17 protein-coding genes are annotated in these 21,869 nt (G+C 66.3%); 12 read left to right on the top strand and 5 right to left on the bottom strand.

What is annotated here, in order from left to right; genetic code table 11:
* Nucleotides 1-187 precede the first annotated feature (187 nt).
* A complete protein-coding gene (locus tag ASD86_RS13400; RefSeq protein ID WP_056111190.1) occupies nt 188-2,188 on the top strand; it encodes a sulfatase-like hydrolase/transferase in 2,001 nt (666 codons plus the stop codon).
* 165 nt (nt 2,189-2,353) lie between these two features.
* On the opposite strand, the gene ASD86_RS13395 is transcribed toward ASD86_RS13400, so the two are convergent.
* Nucleotides 2,354-3,511 (bottom strand): beta-eliminating lyase-related protein, encoded by a 1,158-nt coding sequence (locus tag ASD86_RS13395; RefSeq protein WP_056111187.1) that lies wholly within the window; start codon nt 3,509-3,511, stop codon nt 2,354-2,356.
* Nucleotides 3,512-4,091: 580 nt separating this feature from the next.
* Between ASD86_RS13395 and ASD86_RS13385 the strand changes: the two genes are divergently transcribed.
* The 3 genes from ASD86_RS13385 to ASD86_RS13375 are packed head-to-tail and all read left to right on the top strand — an operon-like array spanning nt 4,092 to nt 6,530.
* Complete coding sequence (locus ASD86_RS13385; RefSeq protein WP_082578408.1) at nt 4,092-5,282, top strand: histidine kinase; 1,191 nt, start codon at nt 4,092-4,094, stop codon at nt 5,280-5,282.
* A complete protein-coding gene (locus ASD86_RS13380) occupies nt 5,275-6,063 on the top strand; it encodes a LytTR family DNA-binding domain-containing protein (RefSeq protein WP_056111179.1) in 789 nt (262 codons plus the stop codon). Before ASD86_RS13385 ends, ASD86_RS13380 begins: the two co-directional genes overlap by 8 nt.
* Before the next feature lie 44 nt (nt 6,064-6,107).
* Nucleotides 6,108-6,530: a hypothetical protein gene (locus ASD86_RS13375; protein ID WP_056111177.1), complete on the top strand. Its 423-nt coding sequence runs from the start codon at nt 6,108-6,110 to the stop codon at nt 6,528-6,530.
* Between the two features lie 116 nt (nt 6,531-6,646).
* Here the strand turns inward: ASD86_RS13375 and ASD86_RS13370 are convergent, their stop codons facing one another.
* The 4 genes from ASD86_RS13370 to ASD86_RS13355 all read right to left on the bottom strand — a co-directional run bounded on the left by ASD86_RS13370 (nt 6,647) and on the right by ASD86_RS13355 (nt 10,020).
* The gene (locus ASD86_RS13370; protein ID WP_056111176.1) at nt 6,647-7,066 is read right to left on the bottom strand and encodes a hypothetical protein; all 420 of its coding nucleotides are present in this window, start codon (nt 7,064-7,066) and stop codon (nt 6,647-6,649) included.
* A 433-nt stretch (nt 7,067-7,499) separates the two neighbouring features.
* Entirely contained in the window at nt 7,500-8,390 is an 891-nt protein-coding gene (locus ASD86_RS13365) for a class I SAM-dependent methyltransferase (RefSeq protein WP_056111174.1), read from the bottom strand.
* Between the two features lie 117 nt (nt 8,391-8,507).
* On the bottom strand, nt 8,508-9,176 hold the full coding sequence (locus ASD86_RS13360; protein WP_056111172.1) for a hypothetical protein: 669 nt from the start codon (nt 9,174-9,176) through the stop codon (nt 8,508-8,510).
* A 160-nt stretch (nt 9,177-9,336) separates the two neighbouring features.
* The gene (locus ASD86_RS13355; protein ID WP_157476597.1) at nt 9,337-10,020 is read right to left on the bottom strand and encodes a hypothetical protein; all 684 of its coding nucleotides are present in this window, start codon (nt 10,018-10,020) and stop codon (nt 9,337-9,339) included.
* 456 nt (nt 10,021-10,476) lie between these two features.
* On the opposite strand from ASD86_RS13355, the gene ASD86_RS13350 reads away from it, so the two are divergent.
* From ASD86_RS13350 to ASD86_RS13315, 8 genes are all read left to right on the top strand, one after another.
* Complete coding sequence (locus ASD86_RS13350) at nt 10,477-11,553, top strand: dipeptide epimerase (RefSeq protein ID WP_056111169.1); 1,077 nt, start codon at nt 10,477-10,479, stop codon at nt 11,551-11,553.
* Nucleotides 11,554-11,614: 61 nt separating this feature from the next.
* Nucleotides 11,615-12,784, top strand: coding sequence for a membrane dipeptidase (locus ASD86_RS13345; RefSeq protein WP_056111167.1), 1,170 nt, complete (start codon nt 11,615-11,617; stop codon nt 12,782-12,784).
* A 91-nt stretch (nt 12,785-12,875) separates the two neighbouring features.
* Complete coding sequence (locus ASD86_RS13340) at nt 12,876-15,125, top strand: TonB-dependent receptor (RefSeq protein WP_056111166.1); 2,250 nt, start codon at nt 12,876-12,878, stop codon at nt 15,123-15,125.
* Nucleotides 15,126-15,265: 140 nt separating this feature from the next.
* Nucleotides 15,266-16,324, top strand: a complete 1,059-nt coding sequence (locus ASD86_RS13335) for a DUF1611 domain-containing protein (RefSeq protein WP_056111164.1) — start codon at nt 15,266-15,268, stop codon at nt 16,322-16,324.
* Nucleotides 16,325-16,349: 25 nt separating this feature from the next.
* Nucleotides 16,350-17,507, top strand: coding sequence for a hypothetical protein (locus tag ASD86_RS13330; protein ID WP_056111161.1), 1,158 nt, complete (start codon nt 16,350-16,352; stop codon nt 17,505-17,507).
* Nucleotides 17,504-19,501, top strand: coding sequence for a serine hydrolase domain-containing protein (locus ASD86_RS13325; RefSeq protein WP_056111159.1), 1,998 nt, complete (start codon nt 17,504-17,506; stop codon nt 19,499-19,501). The genes ASD86_RS13330 and ASD86_RS13325 overlap by 4 nt, the downstream gene beginning before the upstream one ends.
* 319 nt (nt 19,502-19,820) lie before the next feature.
* Complete coding sequence (locus ASD86_RS27850) at nt 19,821-20,342, top strand: hypothetical protein (protein WP_235567751.1); 522 nt, start codon at nt 19,821-19,823, stop codon at nt 20,340-20,342.
* Nucleotides 20,343-20,496: 154 nt separating this feature from the next.
* Nucleotides 20,497-21,864, top strand: coding sequence for a DUF2252 family protein (locus ASD86_RS13315; protein WP_056111155.1), 1,368 nt, complete (start codon nt 20,497-20,499; stop codon nt 21,862-21,864).
* The last annotated feature ends 5 nt before the right edge of the window (nt 21,865-21,869 follow it).

Raw genomic sequence — 21,869 nt, 5'->3', positions numbered from 1 at the left:
CCCGCCCGCTTGCGGGCGGAAGCCTTTGATCTTTCTTCAAAGACACGAAAAAAATCGGCCTTATAGCGACCGTGGCCGCCAAGACGACCGATCCGCGTCATTGCTTATGTCGAATCCGACGTCTCAACTCCGCCGCCGCGCGACCCGCGCCGCAGCCACGCGACATCACCCGACCATAGGGGTCCCAATGGCCACCTCGCCCAGCCCACCCGCCAAGCCCGAAGCCTCCACCGAACCCGACACCTCAACAAAACCCAACATCCTGATCATCCTCGTCGACCAACTGCGCTTCCCGCGCTACGCCTACGGCGCCCAAGGCGGCTTCGTCGACGACCTCAAGGACATCGTCGGCTTCCAGGGCGAACCCGACGCCAACAACGACTACCGCCAGTACTTCCCCGGCCTGTGGTCGCTGCGCAAGCACTCGGTGGTGCTGCGCAAACACACCATCGCCTCCTCGGCCTGCATACCCAGCCGCAGCGCCTTGATGACCGGCCAATACGGCGCGCGCACCGGCGTGACCCAGACCGACGGACTGTTCAAGAACGGCGACGCCGCGGCGTTTCCATGGCTGGCCGCCGACGGCATCCCGACCCTTGGCCACTGGTTCCGCGGCGCGGGCTACAAGACTCATTACTTCGGCAAGTGGCATGTCAGCAATCCGCCCGAACATTCGCTGCAAAAATATGGCTTCGACGATTGGGAACTGTCGTGGCCCGAGCCGCATGGCTCCAGCATCAACAACCTCGGCGCGTACCGCGATGTCGGTTTCCGTGATCTCGTCTGCGGCTTTCTGCGCGGCCAGGGCCTCGGGCTGGCGTACAACCGCCAGCTCGCCCAGCACGACCAAAGCAAGCCGTTGACGCCCGACCCGAGCACCGAACCCAAGCCCTGGCTCGCGGTCGCCTCGTTCGCCAATCCGCACGACATCGCGACCTATCCGGGTCTGCCGCGTGGGCTCGACCCCAACGCAAAACCGATCGGCCCGCTGATGGTTCCGACCCAAGGCACCTGGAGCAACACCCCGACCGCAGGCACCTTGAGCCTGAATCTCAATCCGCTCGCGTTTCCGCAGGACAACGCCAACGTCCCGCCGAGCCTGGACGATCCGCTGACCAACAAGCCGGCCTGCCAGTTCGACTACGCCTACAAGATGGGCCTCGCGCTCGCGTCCAAGACCGGATTGTCGGCGCAACAACAGGCGGGACTGGACGCGGTCAACGCCGCCTTGCTGTCGGGCATTCCCTTCCAGCTGACCGCCGATCCGCACAACGCGGCGCTGCGCTTCGTGCAGTACTACGCGTGGTTGCAGCATCTGGTCGACGGCCATATCCGCAGCGTGCTCGATGCGCTCGACGAATCGGGCCAGCGCGAGAACACCATCGTGGTGTTCATGGCCGACCACGGCGAATACGGCGGCGCCCACAACTACATGATCGAGAAGTGGCATACCGCGTATCAGGAAGCGCTGCACGTGCCGGTGGTGATCCAGTCGGCGAAGCTCAACGCCGAACCCGACATGCGTCAGATCGATGCCTTGACTAGCCACGTCGACATCGTGCCGACCCTGCTCGGTCTGGCCGGTCTCAGCGAACAGGACGTGGCGCGCATCGGCGAAGAACTGCGCCAGACCAGGCCGGTGCCGCCGTTCCCCGGCGTCGATCTGACCCCGGTGATCCGCGGCACGCAGAGCGAGCCAAGGCAACCCGACGGCCAAGTGCGCGAAGGCATCCTGTTCGTCACCGACGACGAAATCACCGAACGCCTGCACGGCGATGCCGATCCGCATCAAGTGCATTCGGATCGCGAATTCAAGATCTTCCTGGAGATGGTCGACGTGGTCCGCGACGGCGGCAGCCAACTCCCGTTCAACGGCCCGGTACCGCAACTCGCGCCCGGCCCGGTGCGGCAACCCAATCACGTGCGCTGCGTGCGTTCGGGCGAATGGAAACTGGTCCGCTACTGGGATCCGAACCAGATCGAGGCTGACGAGTGGGAGCTGTACGATCTGGAACACGACGGCTGCGAAATGACCAATCTGCTGATCACCAACGCGAGCTTCCCGACGCCGATTGCGGAGCTGCCGTCGCATTACACCGATGCGGGCATCGTCGACACCGCCAATCGCTTGAACCGGTTGTTGCAACGTTACGAAGCCGAAATGCTGTCGACGCCGGAATCGGTTTGAGCCCGTGCGCACCCGCGCCGGTGTGCGCCGCCGCCTTGAACAAAAAAAAGGGCCTCGCAATCGCGAGGCCCTTGATTGCCGCGAACCGCAGCGTGGCACAGCGACGATACCCTCGACGCGAACCAGCGCCTACTTCTCCACTTCAGCAAGTCGGCGGCGGCCACCTCAACCGCTCGCCGCCTCGATCAACCACCGCGCCAGCTGCGCCGGCGGCACCCGCAACAAGGTCGGATTGACCTGCATCGACATATCGCCGCTGCCCGGATGAGCGCGCGGCAGGATCACCCCGCGCTTCGCCGCGCGTTCGACCAGCGCGGTCGGCTCCACCCCCGCGACCTTCAACACGAACCGGCAAGTCCCGTCGGCGATGCGTTGCGCGCTGAAGCGCGGATCGGCCTGCAGCAACGCGATCAATTGCTCGGCCATGCGCCACGCGTTCGCGTAGTCCGCTTCGAAACTTGGCGCGTAACGCGGCACCAACGCCACTTCCGGCCACGCCTGCGGCAACGATCCGCCGAACATGCGGCGCGTGTGGTACAGGCCGTCGATGAAGGCCGCATCGCCGGCCAGGATCGCGCCGGACGCGGCGTTGAAATGCTTCCACAGCGAGACGTACACGGTATCGAACAGCGCGGCGTGTTCGCGTACGCTCTTGCCCGAATGCAACGGCAGGTTGAACAGACGCGCGCCGTCCAGGTGCAGGCGGATGCCCTGCTCGCGCGCGTAGGCGCTGATGCGTTCGAGTTCGGCGAATTCGAACATGCGGTGATCCATGCGCCGCACCGGATTTTCGATCGAGATCGCGCCGACCTTCATCGCGACCCGGCCACCGGCCGAGCGTTCGACCCAGTCGCGCACCTGCGTCAGTTCAAACGTGGCCCGGCCCGGCGCCAGCGGGATCAGATTCAAGCCGCTGAGCACTTCAGCGCAATCGCCGCTGTCGTTGTACAGATGGCTTTCGGCCTGGACCAACACGCGGCGGTCGTTGCCGGCCAGCTTGCGGATCGCGATCTGGTTCGCCAGCGTGCCGGTCGGCAGGAAGAGCGCCGCCTGCTTGCCGAGCATCTGCGCGAAGCTGCGCTCCAGCTCAGCGACGATGCCGCCGTTGGAGTAGTAGTCCGCGCCGACCGCGCCGGCGGCCACGGTGTCGTGCAACAGGCTGGCGTATTCGCCCGGGTCCAGGCCCAGGCCGTCGCTGGTGAAATCCACGCGCTTGCTCGTCGCGCGCGATGCATCGGCTTTGGCCTGCGCCGGGCCCAGATGCGCCAGCATCGGCAGCGCCGCGGCCCAGCCGCCCAGGGCGAAGAATCGACGTCGGTCCATACCTGTCTCCTGACTGTTCCTGTCGTTGGCTAGCCGCATCCGTGCACCGGAGCATGTCGCACAGCCGCGTCTCGTCATCGAGCTTAGTCGGCGCGCGCGGTCATCGACAAGCAAGCGCGACTCGCGTCGGGCATGGTATCGAAGCGGACTTGCGATCATTTCGTGCGGCCTTGAGCCGCACGCTTAGCTGTATCACTGCGGATTTTTCCGCAGCAGCGGGAATGCAGGCGTTGCCGGGGTTCGCGGCGATCCGGGCCGGAATCGTCGGGGCTGGAGCTCGCTCCCACGAAATACTCCGCGACCGCATGGTCTGTTGCGAGACGGCCTTCAGCCCCGATGCTGCCGTTTCCGGCCATGGCGACCGCAATTCACCCGGCCCCACGCGCGACCGCGCCGGGTTCACACTGCGCAACACCGGCTCCATCGCCGTATCGTCGTCCCGGTCGCAAGCCGCTTTCCCCGCGCGCGCGGCCCCCTATGCTCAGTTCCACGCCTCCACCCGGACTTCACCGTGATCAAGAGTTTCTTCTTCGTCGCCCGTCTCGCCGCCGCCTGGTTCGGCCTGTTCGTGCTGCTGGCGATGTTCGCCTCGGCGGTGCCGGCATTGGCGCACGAGGACACCGGGCCGCTGTTCCTGCTGGCGCTCATCGTCGTCGGTATCGTCATCACTCACGCGTTCTCGCACCTGCGCCGGGTGCGCCTGATCGCCGGCGAGGTCAACGCCAGCACCTTGTCCAACCGCCAGCGCCGCCAGATCGAGATGCCGTTCGACGCCGACGAGGCCTTCGACCTGCTCGACGCCGCGGTGCGCGAACTGCCGCGCACCTTCGAGCTGGAAAGCGCGCGCGACAGTCTGCAGGTGCGGGCCAAGGTGCATCGCCCCGGCCTGCACGGGCGGCATCCGCTGAGCCCGGTCACCCTGTACCACTGGTGGCTCGGCACCACCCGCAACCAGATCCTCGCCACCGTCGCTCCCGGCGAAGGCACCAGCCGCATCACCCTGATCTGCGAACCCGATACCGGCGCGTGGAGCGACTGGTTCCGGGTAGACGAAGGCACCAACCTGGAAAACGCCGAGGCCCTGGTGCGCGCGATCACCCGCCGCGTCGCCGAGCGCCGCCGCCACGAACGCGCCGCGGTCACCCGCACCGTGGTCGAGAAAGAACTCGCGGTCGCCAAGCTGAGCCTGCTGCACGCCCAGGTCGAACCGCATTTTCTCTACAACACCCTGGCCAGCGCGCAGTATCTGGCGCGCAACGATCCGCCGCGCGCCGACGAAATGCTCGGCCACCTGATCGATTTCCTGCGCCGTTCGCTGCCGCGCACCGAGGACTCGCTGTCCACCCTCGGCGATGAACTCGACCGCTCGCGCGCTTACCTGGAAATCCTCAAGCTGCGCATGGGCGAGCGCCTGAGTCTGCAACTGGACGTGCCCGAAGAGCTGCGCGCCCTGCCGCTGCCGCCGATGATGCTGCAGACCCTGGTCGAGAACGCGATCAAGCATGGGCTGGAACCCAAGCCCGGCGGTGGCACGGTGTGGATCCTCGCGCGTCGCGGCGAGCATTCGATCGCGATCACCGTCGCCGACGACGGCCTGGGGTTCAATGCGCAGACCGCCGGCACCGGCATCGGCCTGCGCAACCTGCGCGAACGTCTGCATCTGGTTTACGGCGGCGGCGCCGTGTTGTCGATCGTCGCCAACTTCCCCAACGGCGTCGCCGCCACCCTGACCATTCCGTCCCTGCAACAAGAAGAAACCTACCATGCCTAAGCCCCTCACCGCGGTGATCGCCGAAGACGAAGCGCTGCTGCGCCAGGCTCTGATCGATGCCTTGCGCAGCGCTTGGCCGGACCTGCGCATCGTCGCCGAATGCGAGGACGGCGCGGTCGCACTCGAAGCGCTGGCCGAGCATCGTCCCGACATCGCCTTCCTCGACATCCGCATGCCCGGCCTGAGCGGCCTGGACGTCGCGGTCGCGGCCACCGACGTCAGTCCGCAGACTCAGGTCGTGTTCGTCACCGCCTACGATCAGTACGCGATCGATGCGTTCGAACATGGCGCGATCGATTACCTGCTCAAGCCGGTCACGCCCGAACGGCTCGCGATCACCGTGCAGCGTCTGCAGGCGCGCAGCGCGGGTTTCGGCGGGAGCCAAGGCGAAGCCGATGCGCTCGCCGTGCTCTCGCAACGCCTCGCCGCGCAGCGCGCCACGGCGAGCGACAAGCCGCCGCTGACCTGGCTCACCGCCAGCGCCGGCCGTGAAACCCGTCTGATCCTGATCGACGACGTGGCCTATTTCCGCGCCGACAACAAGTACACCACCGTGGTCACCGCCGAGGGCGAGGCGCTGCTGCGCAAACCGATCCGCGAACTGCTGGAAGTGCTCGACACCAACACCTTCAAGCAGATCCATCGTTCGACCATCGTCAATCTCAAGGCCATCGCCGGCATCGTCCGCGACGAAAGCGGCAAGGGCACGGTGCGGCTGCGCAACCGGCCCGAGACGCTGAGCGTGAGCCAGCCGTTCATGGCCCTGTTCCGCACGATGTAACGGTTCCATTGCGTCCCGCCTCGCCCATCTAACCGAGATCGATCATGCGCAAGCTCATCGCCGTCCTGTGTTACTCGTTCGTACTGGTGGGCTGCGACCTTGGCGGCAACACCATCGTGCATCGCGAGAACGACAACGGCGTCGACATCATCCACAGCAAGGTCAAGATCGACGAACGCAGCGCCCGCTTCGAATGCGTCGCCAGCCGCAGCGGGCTATGTCACTACAGTTTGTTCCGCAAGGTGTGTCCGCAGGCGCCCGGTGCGGTACAACCCGCCAATGCACTGGCGAGCGTGGCAACCAGCCCGGACGACCGCAAGCCGGAGTGCGCCGCTCGCATCATCGAACGCTTCGTGGTCAAGGCCGGCACCATCCGCGCGGCGCTCGACATGAAGCCGGGCTTCACGGTCTGCGTAACCCCCGATGACACGCCGGTATCGGCCGATTGCAAGCCGTCGGGGTCGTGAGTCGGCGGCGGCCCGGAGTGCGGGCCGCCGCGGGTTAATCACTTATCCGCCCATGCGTTCGAATGCGCTTGGAGTATCGAACCGATTCGGTTCATCGCAGATATTGAGTGCCATCATCACTCGCCGCCGTCGCGCATCGCCAGCAAGGCTAACTGCTCGCGGCTGCACTCGCTGACGTCGATGCCCCGGCGTCCGCCGCCGATGCCGCGGATTGGCCATAACATGCCGTGATCCAGCGTGCTCCATGGCACGTAAAACAGAAGCCAATTGTTTCCGGGCGGTTCGGTGACTTCGTGCGCCACCAGGTGCTCGTAGAAATCCAGCGACTCCCAGCACCGATCTTCCTTCGCCCGCTCACGCAGATGATCGGCTAAAAACCCGGCCACGCGCCGAGCCGTCCTGGCCAGCGGGTCCTCGCGCTCATCGCGATGCCAGCTGTTGGACAAGTCGCGCTTGCTGGCGTCCGACAATTGCGACCACCAGCGGCGTACCGCCGGATCGTTCGACTGCGCATAGGGCATGTTGATCGAGGCCATGGTTCCTCCAGTCGTTGTGGGCAGGGAAACATTTGCGTTGCACGATTCGGATCGGCGGCAAGCGGCGGGGATGCGGGCTCACGGATTTTCGGTCAACTGGCAAGCGCGGACTCGCCGACGTATCGGCCCGCAGGGGGCGCATGGGTCGCAAGACAGATTCAATCGCTGACGGCGGACTCCCCAGTCGGCCGCATCAAGGCGCCCCGAGCGGGGCATCCGAAAACGAGCCGGCATGGTAGCGCCACCAAGGCGATTTCGGCGCAGTCCGGCGCGCGGCACTTCAGCGCCGGTCTGGCCGAGTTGCGCTATGATTCTGCTGCCGGTGAACGCGATATCGCGCTGAGCCGAGGCCTCCGTAGCAAGCGTCCACTGCGTGAATGCGCCGCAGTCGGCAGCCCAACCCGCCCCTGTTCGACCTGCCGCTACGCGCGGCTCAAGCCTCGTGCGTGCGAACGCTGCGCCACACCACGATCCGATCGCCGCGCGGATCGTCGTCGCTGCGCAACCACGGCTCGGCGGCGATCGTCGACGTACACGGCCCCAGACTGCAGACCCGGATCGGACGCGCCAGCGCGATGCCGCGCAAGGTGTCGAGCACGCTGCGCAGTACCGAGCCGGTGAACGGGGTATACAGATAGAACACCGTGCCCGCGGAAAGATCGGCCGCGCGCGCATCGGCCTGGACGAAACCGGCCCGGTCCAGATTCAGACCGCGCGCGCTGCGGCGTGCGATCTCGACATAGGCGGCCTCCAGCTCGACGCCGAGGCTGCGCGCCGGCGTGCACCCGGCGACCATGAGCGGCACATGGCCCAGACCTGCGCCCAGATCGACCAGCATATCCTGCGCATCCAGATGCAACCGCGCGATCAGGTCGAAGATATGCCGCGCGGGCGTGGGTTGGTAGAACACCATCTCCGCGGCCGGCTCGATGCCGTCGGCTTGCGGCGGTTCGAACTGAAATACACCGCTCAGCAGCGCATCGAGGTGATCGTAAGCGTCGCCATCTGCATCGGTCGCTGAATCGAGGCCGGCGCCATCGGACGCGTACTGCAACAGCCGTCGCGCGCCGGCACCGCTTCGCAGGTCTTCGCGCAGATCGCGGTACACATCCTGATCGATCGTTTCCAGTTGGGCCTGCAAGGCCTGGGCGCGATCGAGCAAGGCCTGATTGGGATCGACGCTTCCGTCCGCGACTGCCGGCAGATACAGCATCGCGCGCTCGATCCGGTCCAGCGCCTGCGCGCGTTCGCGTAATCGCGCGGGCGCCTGCCACGACGGATCGCGTTCCAGTTCGGCGAGCAGGGTCTGCAATGGACCGATCATCGTGGGGCTCGGATTCGAGAGGTGCGCAACGGCCCGTCGCGCAACGAACCCATCATCCCGTCGCTACGCCGATCGCGCAATGCGCACGGCCGGCCGCACTCGTCGACAGCGCCACCCTCAACGACCGGTCGCCGACACCGAGTCCTCCAGCCCCCGCACCTCGGCCGGATCGAGCGCACCGCGATGCACACGCAAGAACGTCCGCACCGCATCGCGATACTCGGCGGCGAAGCGCGGATTGCGCGGGCTTACCGCCAGTTGCGCCGCGGCGCGCCGCACCGGTTCGCGATCCTGGTTCAAGCGATGGCGACGCCCGTATTCGGACTCATCGACCATGATCGCGATGTTGCGCTCGAAACCCGGCACATAGCGAACCACGAACGGCTTGCCCGGCGGCGGCAACAGATCGCTCGCGCGGACTGGGTACAAGGCGACATTCAAGCTGTCAAAGTCGACGTTTACATCGGCGCCGTCGGCGGTCCTGAGCACCGCGCGATAGGCGAACACGGCCTGCTCGCTATAGCTGATCGGAACTTCGTCGACGCCGACGACGCTCGCGCTGCCGGCGGTTCCATAGGCATGCAGGAACAACGCATTGAGATGGCGGCCGCCCGGCAGATTGGCGATACCGGCCGCCACGCCGATCGCGCACAGCCACAACCAGCGCCTGCTGCCGGTCCAGTGGCTCAACAGCAGGGCCACGCTGTTGCAGCCGGCTACAAGCAACAGCAGCGACCAGAACGGATGGCGGCTGAGGAAATAGGCGACTGCTGAAAAGGTGGCCATGGTGTCGAAGTTTCCGGCAGGCGCGGCGTTGCCGCGTCAGCCTGACGCGAGCCGATGACAACCTGGCGTCAGCGGCCGGATCGCGGCAAGGCCGACACGCGGCAGACCGTGCTTGCCCGGCGCACGATTCGATGGCGTCGCGCACGCGCGACCCGCGCCATCACTGCCGCTGCGTCTTCGCCTGCAGTTCGTCGACGCGCTGTTGCAGCGATCGCACCTGCGCCGGATCGAGCTGGTCGCGATGCTTGGCGAGAAACACCGCGACCGCCTGACGGTACTCGGCGATGAATTCGGGATTGTCCGGACTGACCGCCAACTGCGCCTGCGCGCGCACGACCGGTTCGCGGTCCTGCGCGATCAGACGCGCCTTGCCGTAGTCGGACTCGTCGACCAGGATCGCGACGTTGCGTTCGAAGCCGGGCACGTACTTGACCACGAAGGTCTCGCCCTGCGGCGGAATCAGGATCGCATTGCGGATCGGATAGGTGCTGGCCGACATGGTGTCGAAGTCGAACTTCACGTCGCGCCCGTCGGCGGTCTTGAGCACCGCCGCGTACTCCCAGACCGTATTGTCGTTGAGGGTGGAACTGGTCGGGCTCGCCTGCACAATCACCGCGGTGCCGCGGGTGCCGTAGGCATTCAGAAAGGCCGCATTGAGAAACGAGCCGGTGAAGATGTTGGCCTGCGCGAGCAACAGGCCGCCCAGGCTCAGCCACGCCCAGCCGCTGCCGGCGCGCCACATCGACACCAGAACGCCCAGGCCGATTCCGCCGGACAGGATCAGCGCAAACGACCAGAACGGATGGTGGGACAGGAAATACAGGACCGACGACAAAACGACCACGCGTACGACTCCGGCAGGGGCTTGCGCGCGCATGGTCGCATGACGCCGATGGCGGTCGCGACCGTACCGCGACCAGTCGACGGCGAGAACGCCGATCGCGATGCCGATCCCGTTGTCATTCGGCGAGCCCTCGAGGCATCGCCGACGACATGCCCCCTCGTCGCTCCAGGTCGACTGCGCCGCAGCCGCTGGCCCCTGCCAACCTCACGCAGCCGCACCCCAAGAATGTTGCGCCGCACAAGCCAATGCCGGGGTTTTTGCCCTTATTCGCGTCTCGCGGCAGTGGCTCGCCCCGGCGAACTTGACTAAATTGAAAATTAATTTTCATATTCTGAAAACTATCGCCAGGCGGCTCAGCCCGGCCTGACGTCGAGTCCGACCGCGCTTTCCGGCCCGCCGCGAGGCTGGCCGCTCGAACCCGCCGAGATCCGTTCCGACCCATTCGTGGAGTGCGCAATGCCGAAGCTCGCCGCCCCACCCCGTCTGCAGCTCGCGCTGGCGATCGAACCGCTGCCGTTGAAAACGCCGTTCCGCATCGCCGGCCATCGCTTCGATGCGATGCCGGCGCTGACCGCGGTCCTCAGCGACGCGCAGTGTTACGGCCGCGGCGAAGCCTGCGGTGTTTACTACCTCGACGATCGTCCGGCGACGATGCACGCCACGCTGCAAGCGCATCGCGACGCGGTCGAGGACGGCATCGACCGGCAACAACTGCGCGCGCTGCTGCCCGCGGGCGGCGCGCGCAACGCGATCGACTGCGCGCTGTGGGAACTGCAGGCGCAGCGCGAAAGCCGGCCGGTGTGGGCGCTGGCGCGGATGCCGCAACCGCGGCCGCGCATCACTACCTTCACCCTCGGCGCCGACGATCCGGCGACCGTCGCCGCCAATGCATTGGCCTATGCGCAGGCGCGCGCGCTCAAGCTCAAACTCGACGGCGACCTCGATACCGATATCGAACGCATCCGCGCCGCGCGCCGCGCGCGTCCCGACACCACGTTGAGCGTCGACGCGAATCAGGCCTATCGCCTGGACACCATCGCGCCGCTGATCGCGGCCCTGGCCGATCACTGCGTCAGCCTGCTCGAGCAGCCGTTCGCGCGCGGTCGCGAGGCCGATCTGGACGCACTCGATTGCCCGATCGACATCGCCGCCGACGAAAGCATCCAGGGTCTCGATGAGGTGGACGCGCTGCAGGGCCGGGTCGATGTCATCAACATCAAACTAGATAAATGCGGCGGCCTGACCGAAGCGCTGCTGATCGTCGAACGCGCGCGCGCGCTCGGCATGAAGACCATGGTCGGCAACATGCTCGGCACCAGCTGGGCCGCCGCGCCTGCGTTCGTGCTCGCGCAGGTATGTGACCTGATCGATCTCGACGGCCCGATCTTTCTCGCCGGCGATCGCGCGCACACGGTCGTCTATCGCGACGGCCATATCGACTGCCCCGCGCAGGTCTGGGGCAGCGGTGTCGCCGATGGCGGCATCGCGCTCGAACGCGACTCCGCCATCGCGACCCACGCGTTTTCGTCTTGAATCCATTCGCTTCGAACCGAACCGCCGACTTCCCACCGCAGCACTGACCGGGCCCGCGACCATGACCCTCGACACCGCACGACTCAGCCGCCGCCGTCTGCTCCAGGCCTCCGCCGCCGCGGCGACTCTGGCCCTGCCCTTGCACGCCCTGGCCGCCGCCAAACTGGCCGCAAACCCCGGCACGAACACGCGTCCGACCACGACGAAGTATTCGCCGCGCGCCCGCGCCATCGTTGAACGCGCGCTGGTGATCGACATGCTCGCGCCGCTGCGCCTGGACGTGCGCGCGGACGCGTACGCGCTGCCGCTGAGCGAGCAACACCTCGCCGACTTCCGCGCCAGCGGCATCGATGTGTTCCACAACTCCTGGGGCCTGGGCGGCGCAGACGCGCGCGAACGCGTCGCCGAACATCTGGCCGGCTGGAACGGTTGGATCGCCCGCCACAGCGACCTGTTCTGTCTGGTCGACAAAGCCGCCGACCTGGATCGCGCCAAGGCCGCCGGCAAGATCGCGGTGATCGCCGGCGTGCAGAACGCCGAACACTTCCGCAGCAAGGACGACGTCGCGTTCTTCCACGGCCTGGGCCTGCGTTGCGCGCAACTGACCTACAACAGCCAGACCGTGATCGGTTCGGGCAGCACCGAGCGCGAAGACGGCGGACTGAGCGACTACGGCGTGAGCGTGCTGGGCGAAATGGAGAAAGTCGGCCTGCTGATCGACGTCTCGCACTGCGGCGACCGCACCACCCTGGACGCGATCGAACTGGCCAAGGGGCCGATCGCGATCACCCACTCCAACTGCCGCGCGCTCAACGACCATCCGCGTCTGAAGACCGACGAGGCGATCCGCAAGCTCGCCGCCAAGGGCGGGGTGATGGGCATCACCGGCGTGCGCATGTTCGTCAGCGCCAAGGAACCCACCACGCTCGACAGCATGGTCGATCACATCGACCACGTGGCCAGGCTGGTCGGCATCGAGCATGTCGGCATCGGCTCGGACGCGGACCTGTACGGCTACGACGCATTGCCGCCGGATCAGCTCAAGGCACTGCGCGATTCGTACAAGGCCAGCTACGGCTTTCGCGAGCGCATCGACATCGAAGGCTTCGATCGCCCGACCAAGACCTACGAACTCACCGAAGCGCTGATCCGCCGCGGCTACAGCGACGGCGATATCGAAGCGGTGCTCGGCGGCAACTTCCGCCGCCTGCTCGGACAGGTCTGGCGTTGATCGCAAAGCCCGATCGACCGCGATAAGCCGACAGCCAAAACAAGCGACGCCACGTTCAAGCATCGTCACGACCGCCTTCGGGGAGAGAACCATGCCGCAGCTCGATACGCGCCACACCGCACGCCATGGCCTGGGCCTGGCGATCGCTTTTGTCCTGACGTCGTGGTCGTGCGCTGGCCTGGCCCAGACCGCGGCGGATGCATCCGAGGAAAAAACGCCCGAGCGCACGAGCGCGCAACCGTCGGCGACGCTGGAAGCGGTCACCGTCACTGCACAGAAACGTACCGAGAACGCGCGCAAGGTGCCCGCCTCGATCAGCGTGGTCAGCGAGCAGCAACTGGAAAACCAGCACGTCACCCAGTTGTCGGATTTGAACGGCTACCTGCCGGCGATGACCATCACCGATCGCGGCACGCCCGGCCAGACCGCGGTTTCGCTGCGCGGTATTCCGACCCTCGGCCCGGGCGCGGTGGTCGGCACTTATCTCAACGACACGCCGCTGGGATCGAGCAGCAACTTCGCCCGCTCCAGCGGATTCGTGCTTGACCTGCTGCCGTACGACATCCAGCGCGTGGAAGTGCTGCGCGGCCCGCAAGGCACGCTGTACGGCGCCGGCGCGATGGGCGGTCTGCTCAAGTACGTGCTCAAGGATCCCGACCTCGACAGTTTCGAAGGCCGCGTCGGTGGCGGTGTGTCCAGCATCGACGGTGCCGGCGGCAACGGCTGGAATGTGCGCGCCGGGATCAACGCGCCGCTGGTCGCGGGCAAACTTGCGCTACGCGCCTCGTTCGCGAACGAGTTCACCCCGGGCTGGGTCGACAACGCGTTCACCGGCCGCAAGGACATCAACGACACGCGCCAGCGCAGCGGTCACGTCTCGCTGCTGTGGCAGGCCAGCGACGATCTGAGCGTGAAGTTCACCGGCCTGCATCAGACCGTCGACGCCGACGACAACAGCCTGTCCATCCTCGATGCGAATCGCCGTCCGCGCTTCGGTCTGGACGGCACCGACAAGCCGGCCAACGAACGCTTCGAGAAAAAGGTCGACTTCTTCGCCGCCACTGTTGACTGGAATCTGCAATGGGCCGACTTCGTCTCGGCCACCAGTTATTCCAAGACCAAGACCTACCAACTCAACGATCAGAGCAAGACCTACGGCCCGTTGTTTCCGCTGTTCGGCGCGCCCGAAGGCGTGTCGACGTTTCCGCTCAGCCTGGACCTGAAGAAATGGACGCAGGAATTGCGCCTGGCGTCCAAGTCCGACGAGCGCATCGAATGGATGCTCGGCGCGTTCTACACCCATGAGACCTCGGCTAATCACCAGGAACTCAGCGCGCGTTCCTTCGCCGGCGTGCCGGTCGCCGGGCTCGATCCGCTGGCGATCGTCGACTTACCGTCGACCTACAAGGAACGCGCGCTGTTCGGCAATCTGACCTATAAATTCAACGAACGCTTCGATGTCACCGCCGGCCTGCGTTACGCCAGCAACGATCAGGACTTCAAGCAGATCGCAACCGCCGGCAGCTTGCTTGCGTTGGGCACCACCACCGGGCAGTCGTCCGAGGACGTCACCACCTACCTGCTCGGCTCGCGATGGCATCTGGATAACGACAGCCTGCTGTATGCGCGCATCGCCAGCGGCTATCGTCCCGGCGGCCCCAACGTCGCGCTGCCGGGCGTGCCGCCTTCGGTCGATTCCGACAGCCTGGTCAATTACGAATTCGGCTGGAAATCGCTGTTCCTCGATCAACGCGCGTCGATCGACCTGGCCGCGTTTCTGATCGACTGGAAGGATATCCAATTGTCTGCGTCCACTCAGGACGGACTGACTTACTCGGCCAACGGAGGCAAGGCGCGCAGCCGCGGCGTGGAACTGACCTCGGCCTTCAAAGTCACGCCGAACCTGCGCGTGGGTTTCAACGGTTCGTTCACCGATGCCGAACTGAGGGAGGACGCGCCGTCGCTGAAAGGAAGTTCCGGCGACACCCTGCCGGGCATTCCGCGCTGGACCGCGGCGCTCAGCGCGGATTACGACTTTCAGTGGGGCGCCGGTTTCAACGGCCACGTCGGCGCCGGTTACCAGTGGATCGGCAAGCGCAAGACCAATGTCGATCACAACCCGAACGCCGCGCCGTTGCCGGCGAGCGGACAGCTCAATCTCAATGCCGACGTGTCGCGCGACAACTGGACCCTGCGCCTGTACGTGCGCAACCTCAGCAACGAACGCGACATCACCTCGCTCGGGCCGGTCACCAGCGCCACCACCGGCGCGATCGTGGAGTGGCAGGCCAACCGCATCCAGCCGCGTACGCTCGGGCTGGAATTCGACGTTTGGTTCTGAACGCAACGCGCGTCGCGAATCACGCATCCCTTGATCGCGGCGCATCAGTAATCGAACCCGAGCGGCGCCCACCGCTTTCGTTCGCAGCCTCATCGGCGACCGTCTCCCGCCACGGCCCGACCTTACAACGGAATGTCCGCATGTCGATTTCCGCAGCAACCGCTACGACCACTTTCGAATCGCTCGATCTGCCCCAGCCTTATCTGCTGTTTCTCGGCGACGTGGACCATCCGGCCTATGCCAAAACCGCGTTGGGCCTGCGCGACTGGGCGCCCGAGCGCTGCGTCGGCGAACAGCGCTTGCACGAGGCCAGCGTCAGCGTCGGCCTGCCGGCGATGACGCCGTCGCAAGCACGCGAGGCCGGCGCGCGCGCGCTGGTGATCGGCGTGGCGAATGTCGGCGGGGTCATTCCCGATCACTGGATGCCGGCCCTGCTCGATGCATTGGCGAACGGACTGGACCTGATCAGCGGCATGCATATGCGCCTGGCCGACATCCCTGCCTTGCGCGAACAAGCGCGGCGTCACGGCCGGCGCCTGATCGACGTGCGCGAACCGCCGTCGTCGCTGCCGGCCGCGAGCGGACGCAAGCGCAGCGGCAAGCGCGTATTGACCGTCGGCACCGACTGCGCGCTGGGCAAGAAATACACCGCGCTGAGCCTGGCCCGTGCGCTGCGCGAACTCGGTGTCGACGCCGACTTCCGCGCCAGCGGACAGACCGGCATCCTGATCGCCGGACGCGGTCTACCGATGGACGCGGTGGTGTCGGACTTCGCCGCCGGCGCCGCCGAATGGCTCAGCCCCGATGCCGACGCGGCGCATTGGGACGTGATCGAAGGCCAGGGCTCGTTGTCGCATCCGGCCTATGCCGGCGTGTCGCTGGCGTTGCTGCACGGCAGTCAGCCCGACGCGATCGTGGTCTGCCATGAACCCGGACGCCGCGAGATGCTCGGCTATCCGGGCTATCCGCTGCCGAGCATCGAGGAAACGATCGAACTGAATCTGCTGCTGGGCCGGCGCACCAATCCGGCGATCCGTTGCGCCGGGGTCAGCTTGAACACCTCGCAATTGAGCGAAGAACACGCGCAGGCGCTGATCGCCAGCGAAAGCGCGCGCCTGGGTTTGCCGGTGGCCGATCCGATCCGCGGCGGCGCGGCCCTGCGCGCATTGGCGCGCGCCTGTCTGGATACGTCGCCGTGAGCGGCGCGCGCGAAGGCCGCGCAGCATGAGCGATCCGACCCAGGCCGCCTCGTGGTTCCAGCGCTATCTGCTGCCCGGCTTCGCATTCAAGGCGGTGGTGATCGGCGGCGGTTACGCGACCGGGCGCGAACTGGCCGAATTCTTTCTTCCGAGCGGCCCCTGGGGCGGCGTCGCCGGCATGCTGCTGGCGATGGCGCTGTGGAGCGTGGTGTGCATGGCGACCTTCGTGTTCGCTCACACCGCTCACGCTTACGACTACCGCATTTTCTTCAAGCAGTTGCTCGGGCCGTTGTGGGGTCTGTTCGAGTTCGCTTATCTGGCCCTGCTGATCGTGCTGCTGGCGGTGTTCGGCGCGGCCTCGGGCGCGATCGGCACGGCCATGTTCGGCTGGCCCGCGCTCGTCGGCAGCCTGTGCCTGATGGTTGGCATCGCCGCGTTCGTCAGCTTCGGCAACGAGGCGGTGGAACGTCTGTTCAAGTGGGTTTCGTTCTTCCTGTACGGCATCTACGCCTTGTTCGTGCTGCTGGCCTTGTCGCGTTTCGGCGACCGCATCGCGGCCAACTTCGCCCTGCCGCACAGCGGCGAAGGCTGGGCGCTCAACGGTCTGACCTACGCCGGTTACAACATCATCGGCGCGGTGGTTATCCTGCCGATCGCGCGCCACTTCCGCGGCCGTCGCGACGCGCTCGCCGCCGGCCTGATCGCCGGACCGCTGGCGATGTTGCCGGCGCTGTTGTTTTTCGTGTGCATGATCGCCTACTACCCGCTGATCGCCGATGAGGCCCTGCCTTCGGATTTCCTGCTGCAACGCCTGCGGATGCCGTTGCTGCACGGCGTGTTCCAACTGATGATCTTCTCGGCCTTGCTGGAAAGCGGAACCGGCGCGGTGCACGCGATCAACGAACGCGTGGCCACGGTCTGGCGCGCGCGGCGCGGCGACGCGATGCCTAAGCGCGCGCGCCTGGCGATCGCCGCGGCCTTGCTGATCGGTTCGATCTTCCTCGCCGACCGCTTCGGCCTGGTCGCGCTGATCGCCCAGGGTTACCGCGGCCTGTCGTATCTGTTGCTCGCCGTCTACGTAGTGCCGTTGCTCACCTGGGGTCTGTGGCTGTTGTGCAGCGGACGTCTGCGTCCGCCGCCCGCGATGCCGCGCCTCGCTCATTCCACTGGAGGACGTCCATGAAGTTGTCGCGTCTGAAATCCTTCGCCGGCTCGCTGTTATTGGTCGCCGCCATCGGCGCACCGCATGCGCAGCCGGCGCCGTTGTCGCCGGCACCGCCCGCGGCCGCGATGCCCGCGGTCGCGCCCGCCGTTGCCGAATCCGCGCCCGCGCGGCTCAACAACCAGGAACTGGCGGCGTATGTCGACGGCGTGGTCGAGTCCTACCAGCGCCGCTTCGGCATCGCCGGGGTCACCGTCGCGGTGGTCGACGCGCAAGGGCCGCTGCTGCTACGCGGTTATGGCGTGGCCTCGCAGGACCCGCTGCGTTCGGTCAGCGCCGATCGCACTCTGTTCCGGATCGGTTCGGTGTCCAAGACCTTCACCTATCTGGAAACACTGAAGCTGATCGATGCCGGCAAGCTCAAGCTCGACACACCGGTCAACGACTATCTGCCGGCCGATCTGAAGCTGCCCGACGACGGCTACAAGCCGGTGCTGCTGCGCCATCTGCTCACCCACACCGCCGGATATGAAGACTCGGCCTTCGGCCACTTGTTCGCCAAGGACCCGAAGCACACGCTGAGCCTGCACGACTATCTGCAAAAGCATCGCCCGGCGCGCGTGCGCGAGGCCGGCACCCGCGCGGTCTATTCCAACTACAGCGTCGCCCTGCTCGGCGAAGTGCTGTCGCAGGTCAGCGGCGTGCCGTTCGAAGCCTTGATCGAACGCGACCTGTTCGCGCCGATGGGCATGCAGCGCACCACCTTCCGCGAACCGCTCGGCGCCGGCGATCCGCGCGACTCGGGCGCCGCGTTCAAGGGGTTGTGGTCGACTGGCCATCAGCGCAGCGCGGGCGGGTTCGAACCCAAAGGCTTCGAATACATCGCCCAGGTCGGTCCGGCCGGCGCGGTGTCGAGCAATGCCGCCGACATGAGCCGTTATCTGCGCATGCTGCTCAATCGCGGCGAACTCGACGGGCGCCGCATCGTTTCGGCCGAAGCCTTCGCCAAGCTGGAAGGCGCGCCGCTGTTCCGCAACGCGCCCGACGCGACCGGCCTGGCCTACGGTTTCTTCCGTCGTCAGTACGGCCAGGTGCACGGCCTGGAACATGGCGGCGCGACCCTATACTTCCATTCCAATCTGCTCGCGGTGCCCGAGTTGGGCTTCGGCGTGTTCGTGTCGACCAACACCGACACCGGCGCGCGCCTGGCCGCGGAATTGCCGGCGCTGTTGCTGCAGCATTATTTCGAACGCGCGCGCCCGGCTGCGCTGCCGAAGCCGGCGAAAGACGCGGCGACCGCGCTCGTGCCCTATCTCGGCAAGTACCTGAGCGAGCGCCGCAACCATCGCCAGTTCGAGAAACTGTTGACCGCGTCCAACGGCGACGTCGGCGTGACCCAGGACGGCTATCTGACCTTGAGCGCCGGTGGCGAGACTTCGCGCTGGTTGCAGGAAAAGGCCGACGTGTTCCGCGCGGTTGAAGGCCCGGGGCGATTGGTGTTTGTACGCGAGAACGGCGCGGTGGCCGGCTTCGTGTCGCCGTACGGCCACGATGTGCTGGCGCGCGCCGGTGTGTTCGATACGGCGAATGCGCTGTACGGCTTGTTGGCATTGAGCGTGCTCGCCTCGCTCGGCGTGCTGACCGGCGCCTGGCTGCGGCGGCGCGCATCGCCCAAGCATCCGTCCTCGCTGGGGCATCGCGGCGCGTGTTGGCTGGCGATCACCGCGATCGCGTGGCTGGTGTTCGCGATCGCATTCGGCGTGTCGTTCGCGCAGATCGTCTCGGCCGGCAACGATGCGATCTACAGCTACCCGACCGGACTGCTGCGTCTGGCTTTGTGGCTGGGTGTGCTGCCGCTGCTGCTGAGCCTGCTCGATGCCGCGCTGCTGTGGCCGGTGTGGCGGTCGAAGGACTTCGGCGTGTGGCGCAGGCTGCGCCATACCCTGGTGGTGGCGATCTTCCTGCTGACCGCGTACGCGATGTGGGTCTGGAATGTGATCGGCTGGAAGTTGTGAGCAATCAAAACGCGCGACATCGAAACCGATTCGCGACCTGAAACCAGAGCGTCGGGCTTGAAAGCCATCCCACAACAGACCTCGCCGCATCGGCATCTTTTGTGGGATGGGCTTGCGCCCCGACGCTTTTCGCTCGGATCGCCGCGATCTGAAACAAGCAAATCGGGCTTGAAAGCCCACCCACAAAAAAGCTTCAGCACCACCGACACCCGGCCTCCGGCCCCGCTGTCTCCGATTTGTCACGAAACAGCCATAAATTGATCGAATCCCGCTGCGCGTGGTCCGCGATCCGACCTGTCGAGCGCACTCAATCAAGGCCATGCCCGCAATGCGTTATTTCAAGTTGGTTCTGCTGCTGACCCTGCTGCTGTCCGCTCCGCTTCAGGCCAAACCGCCGTATGTCGAACTGGAACAACGGCTGACGCCGGATCAGTTGCGCGAAGTCGGTCTGTCTGCCGAGCAACTGGCCACGCTCAATCGGATGCTGCGCGAAGCCGACGCCAAGTCCACGGCAGCGGTCGCCGAGCCGGTGCCGCAAGCCATCGACGGCCCGCAGGTCGGCGCCGGCGCGCCGCCGGTGCGCGCGCCCGGCACCGGTCAGTTCATCGGTCTCAACGATGAGCCGATCAAGAGTCGGCTCAAGCACGACGTCAGCGGCTGGGAGCCGGGCACCGTGTTCGAACTGGAAAACGGCCAGCAGTGGAAGGTGCTCAAGGGCAGCATGAAACTGAAGAAGCCGATGGTCACGCCGGAGATCGTCGTGGTCCCGGGCGTTGCCGGGCGCTGGTTCATGCAGGTCGACGAGGACATGCCCAAGGCGCGGGTGTACCGGATCGATTGACGCCGGTTCGATTGACTCCGAATCGATCGATACACGATCGCTGACGCCGCATCGATTGATTCCGCAGCGCCGACGCATCGCTGACACAGGCCGATGCTGGACTGTGCGGGCCGGCCGCGCTGCGGCCGGCTCACTCACGCCCAGGAACCCGCCCATGTCGACACCCCGCATCGCCTTGCTCGCCCTCACCCTGGCCGCCTGCGCCGTCGGCGGCCACGCCGACGCGGCCAGCGCGCGCGACAACTGGTTGGTCGCGCAGATCCGCGACTACAACCATCCGTATGCGGCCACCACGAGCGGCGAACTCGACACCAAGCTGGCGACGATGGCGCGCAGCGCCTACGACTTCTATCGCGGCAGCGACCACCTCTTCTTCCAGGACATGGCGACCCGACCGGCCTCGGCGTATGCGACCGCGCAGACCAGCACCACCTGGATCGGCGGCGACACCCACCTGGGCAACTTCGACGCGGCGCGCGACAGCAGCGGCAAGGCCGTGTTCAAAGTCGCCGATTTCGACGAAGGCTATCTCGGCCAGTACGTGTGGGACCTGCGCCGGCTCGCCGCCAGCATGGTCCTCGCCGGCCGCGACAACGGCCGCGGCGACGCCGACATCGGCGCCGCCATCGACACTATGCTCGGCGCCTATCTCGACCAGATGGCGCAGTTCAAGGGCAGCAACGGCGAAGCCAGCTTCCGCCTGGACAAGGACGCCACCACCGGTGTGGTCGACGACACCATCGACAAGGCCGACGGCAAGACCCGCGCGAACCTGCTGGCGAAATACACCGCGCTCCGCGGCAGCGCGCGGCGTTTCCAGAACCTGCCGGATCTGATCGCGGTGCCGGCGGCGACTTACAGCGACGTGACCGCGGCGATGCCCGCCTACGTCGGTTCGATCGCCGCCTCCAAGCGCTATGCGAGCAGCTATTACACGATCAAGGACGTGCATCGCAAACTCGGTTCGGGTGTCGGCAGCCTCGGCAAGCTGCGTTATTACGCGCTGATCGAAGGCGCGACCTCGTCTGCCTCGGATGACGTGATCCTCGAACTCAAACAGCAGGCGGTCAGCGCGGTGGCGACCGCCGCGCCCGGGCGCCTGCCGTCATCGGCGTACGAAAGCCATCAAGGCATGCGGGTGGCGCGCACGGCCAAGTCCCAGGTCGTCAATGCCGAGGTATTGATCGGCCATGCCAGCATCGGCGGCCTGCCCTTCTACGTGCACGAGAAGTCGCCGTTCCAGGAAGACTTCGACGTCGCCAAGCTCGACAGCGCGGGCAAGTTCAACACCGCCGCGCAGTACGTAGGCCAGGCCCTGGCGAGCGCGCATGCCCTGGCCGATCAGGACTACGACGCCACCGTGGTCGGCTACAGCATCGACAAGCAGGTCACCGAGGCGGTGACGAGCCGCAGCGGCTTCAAGTCGGAACTGCGCGCGTTCGCCTTCGATTACGCGGCGCAGACGCAACTGGACTGGCAGGCGTTCGTGGACGCCTACGAGGCGGGCACGCCGCTGTACTGAACGCA

Origin of the sequence: Lysobacter sp. Root690, from assembly GCF_001427785.1 — a bacterium.
Classification (GTDB): domain Bacteria; phylum Pseudomonadota; class Gammaproteobacteria; order Xanthomonadales; family Xanthomonadaceae; genus Lysobacter.
This window is presented reverse-complemented; position numbering and strand designations above follow the sequence as displayed.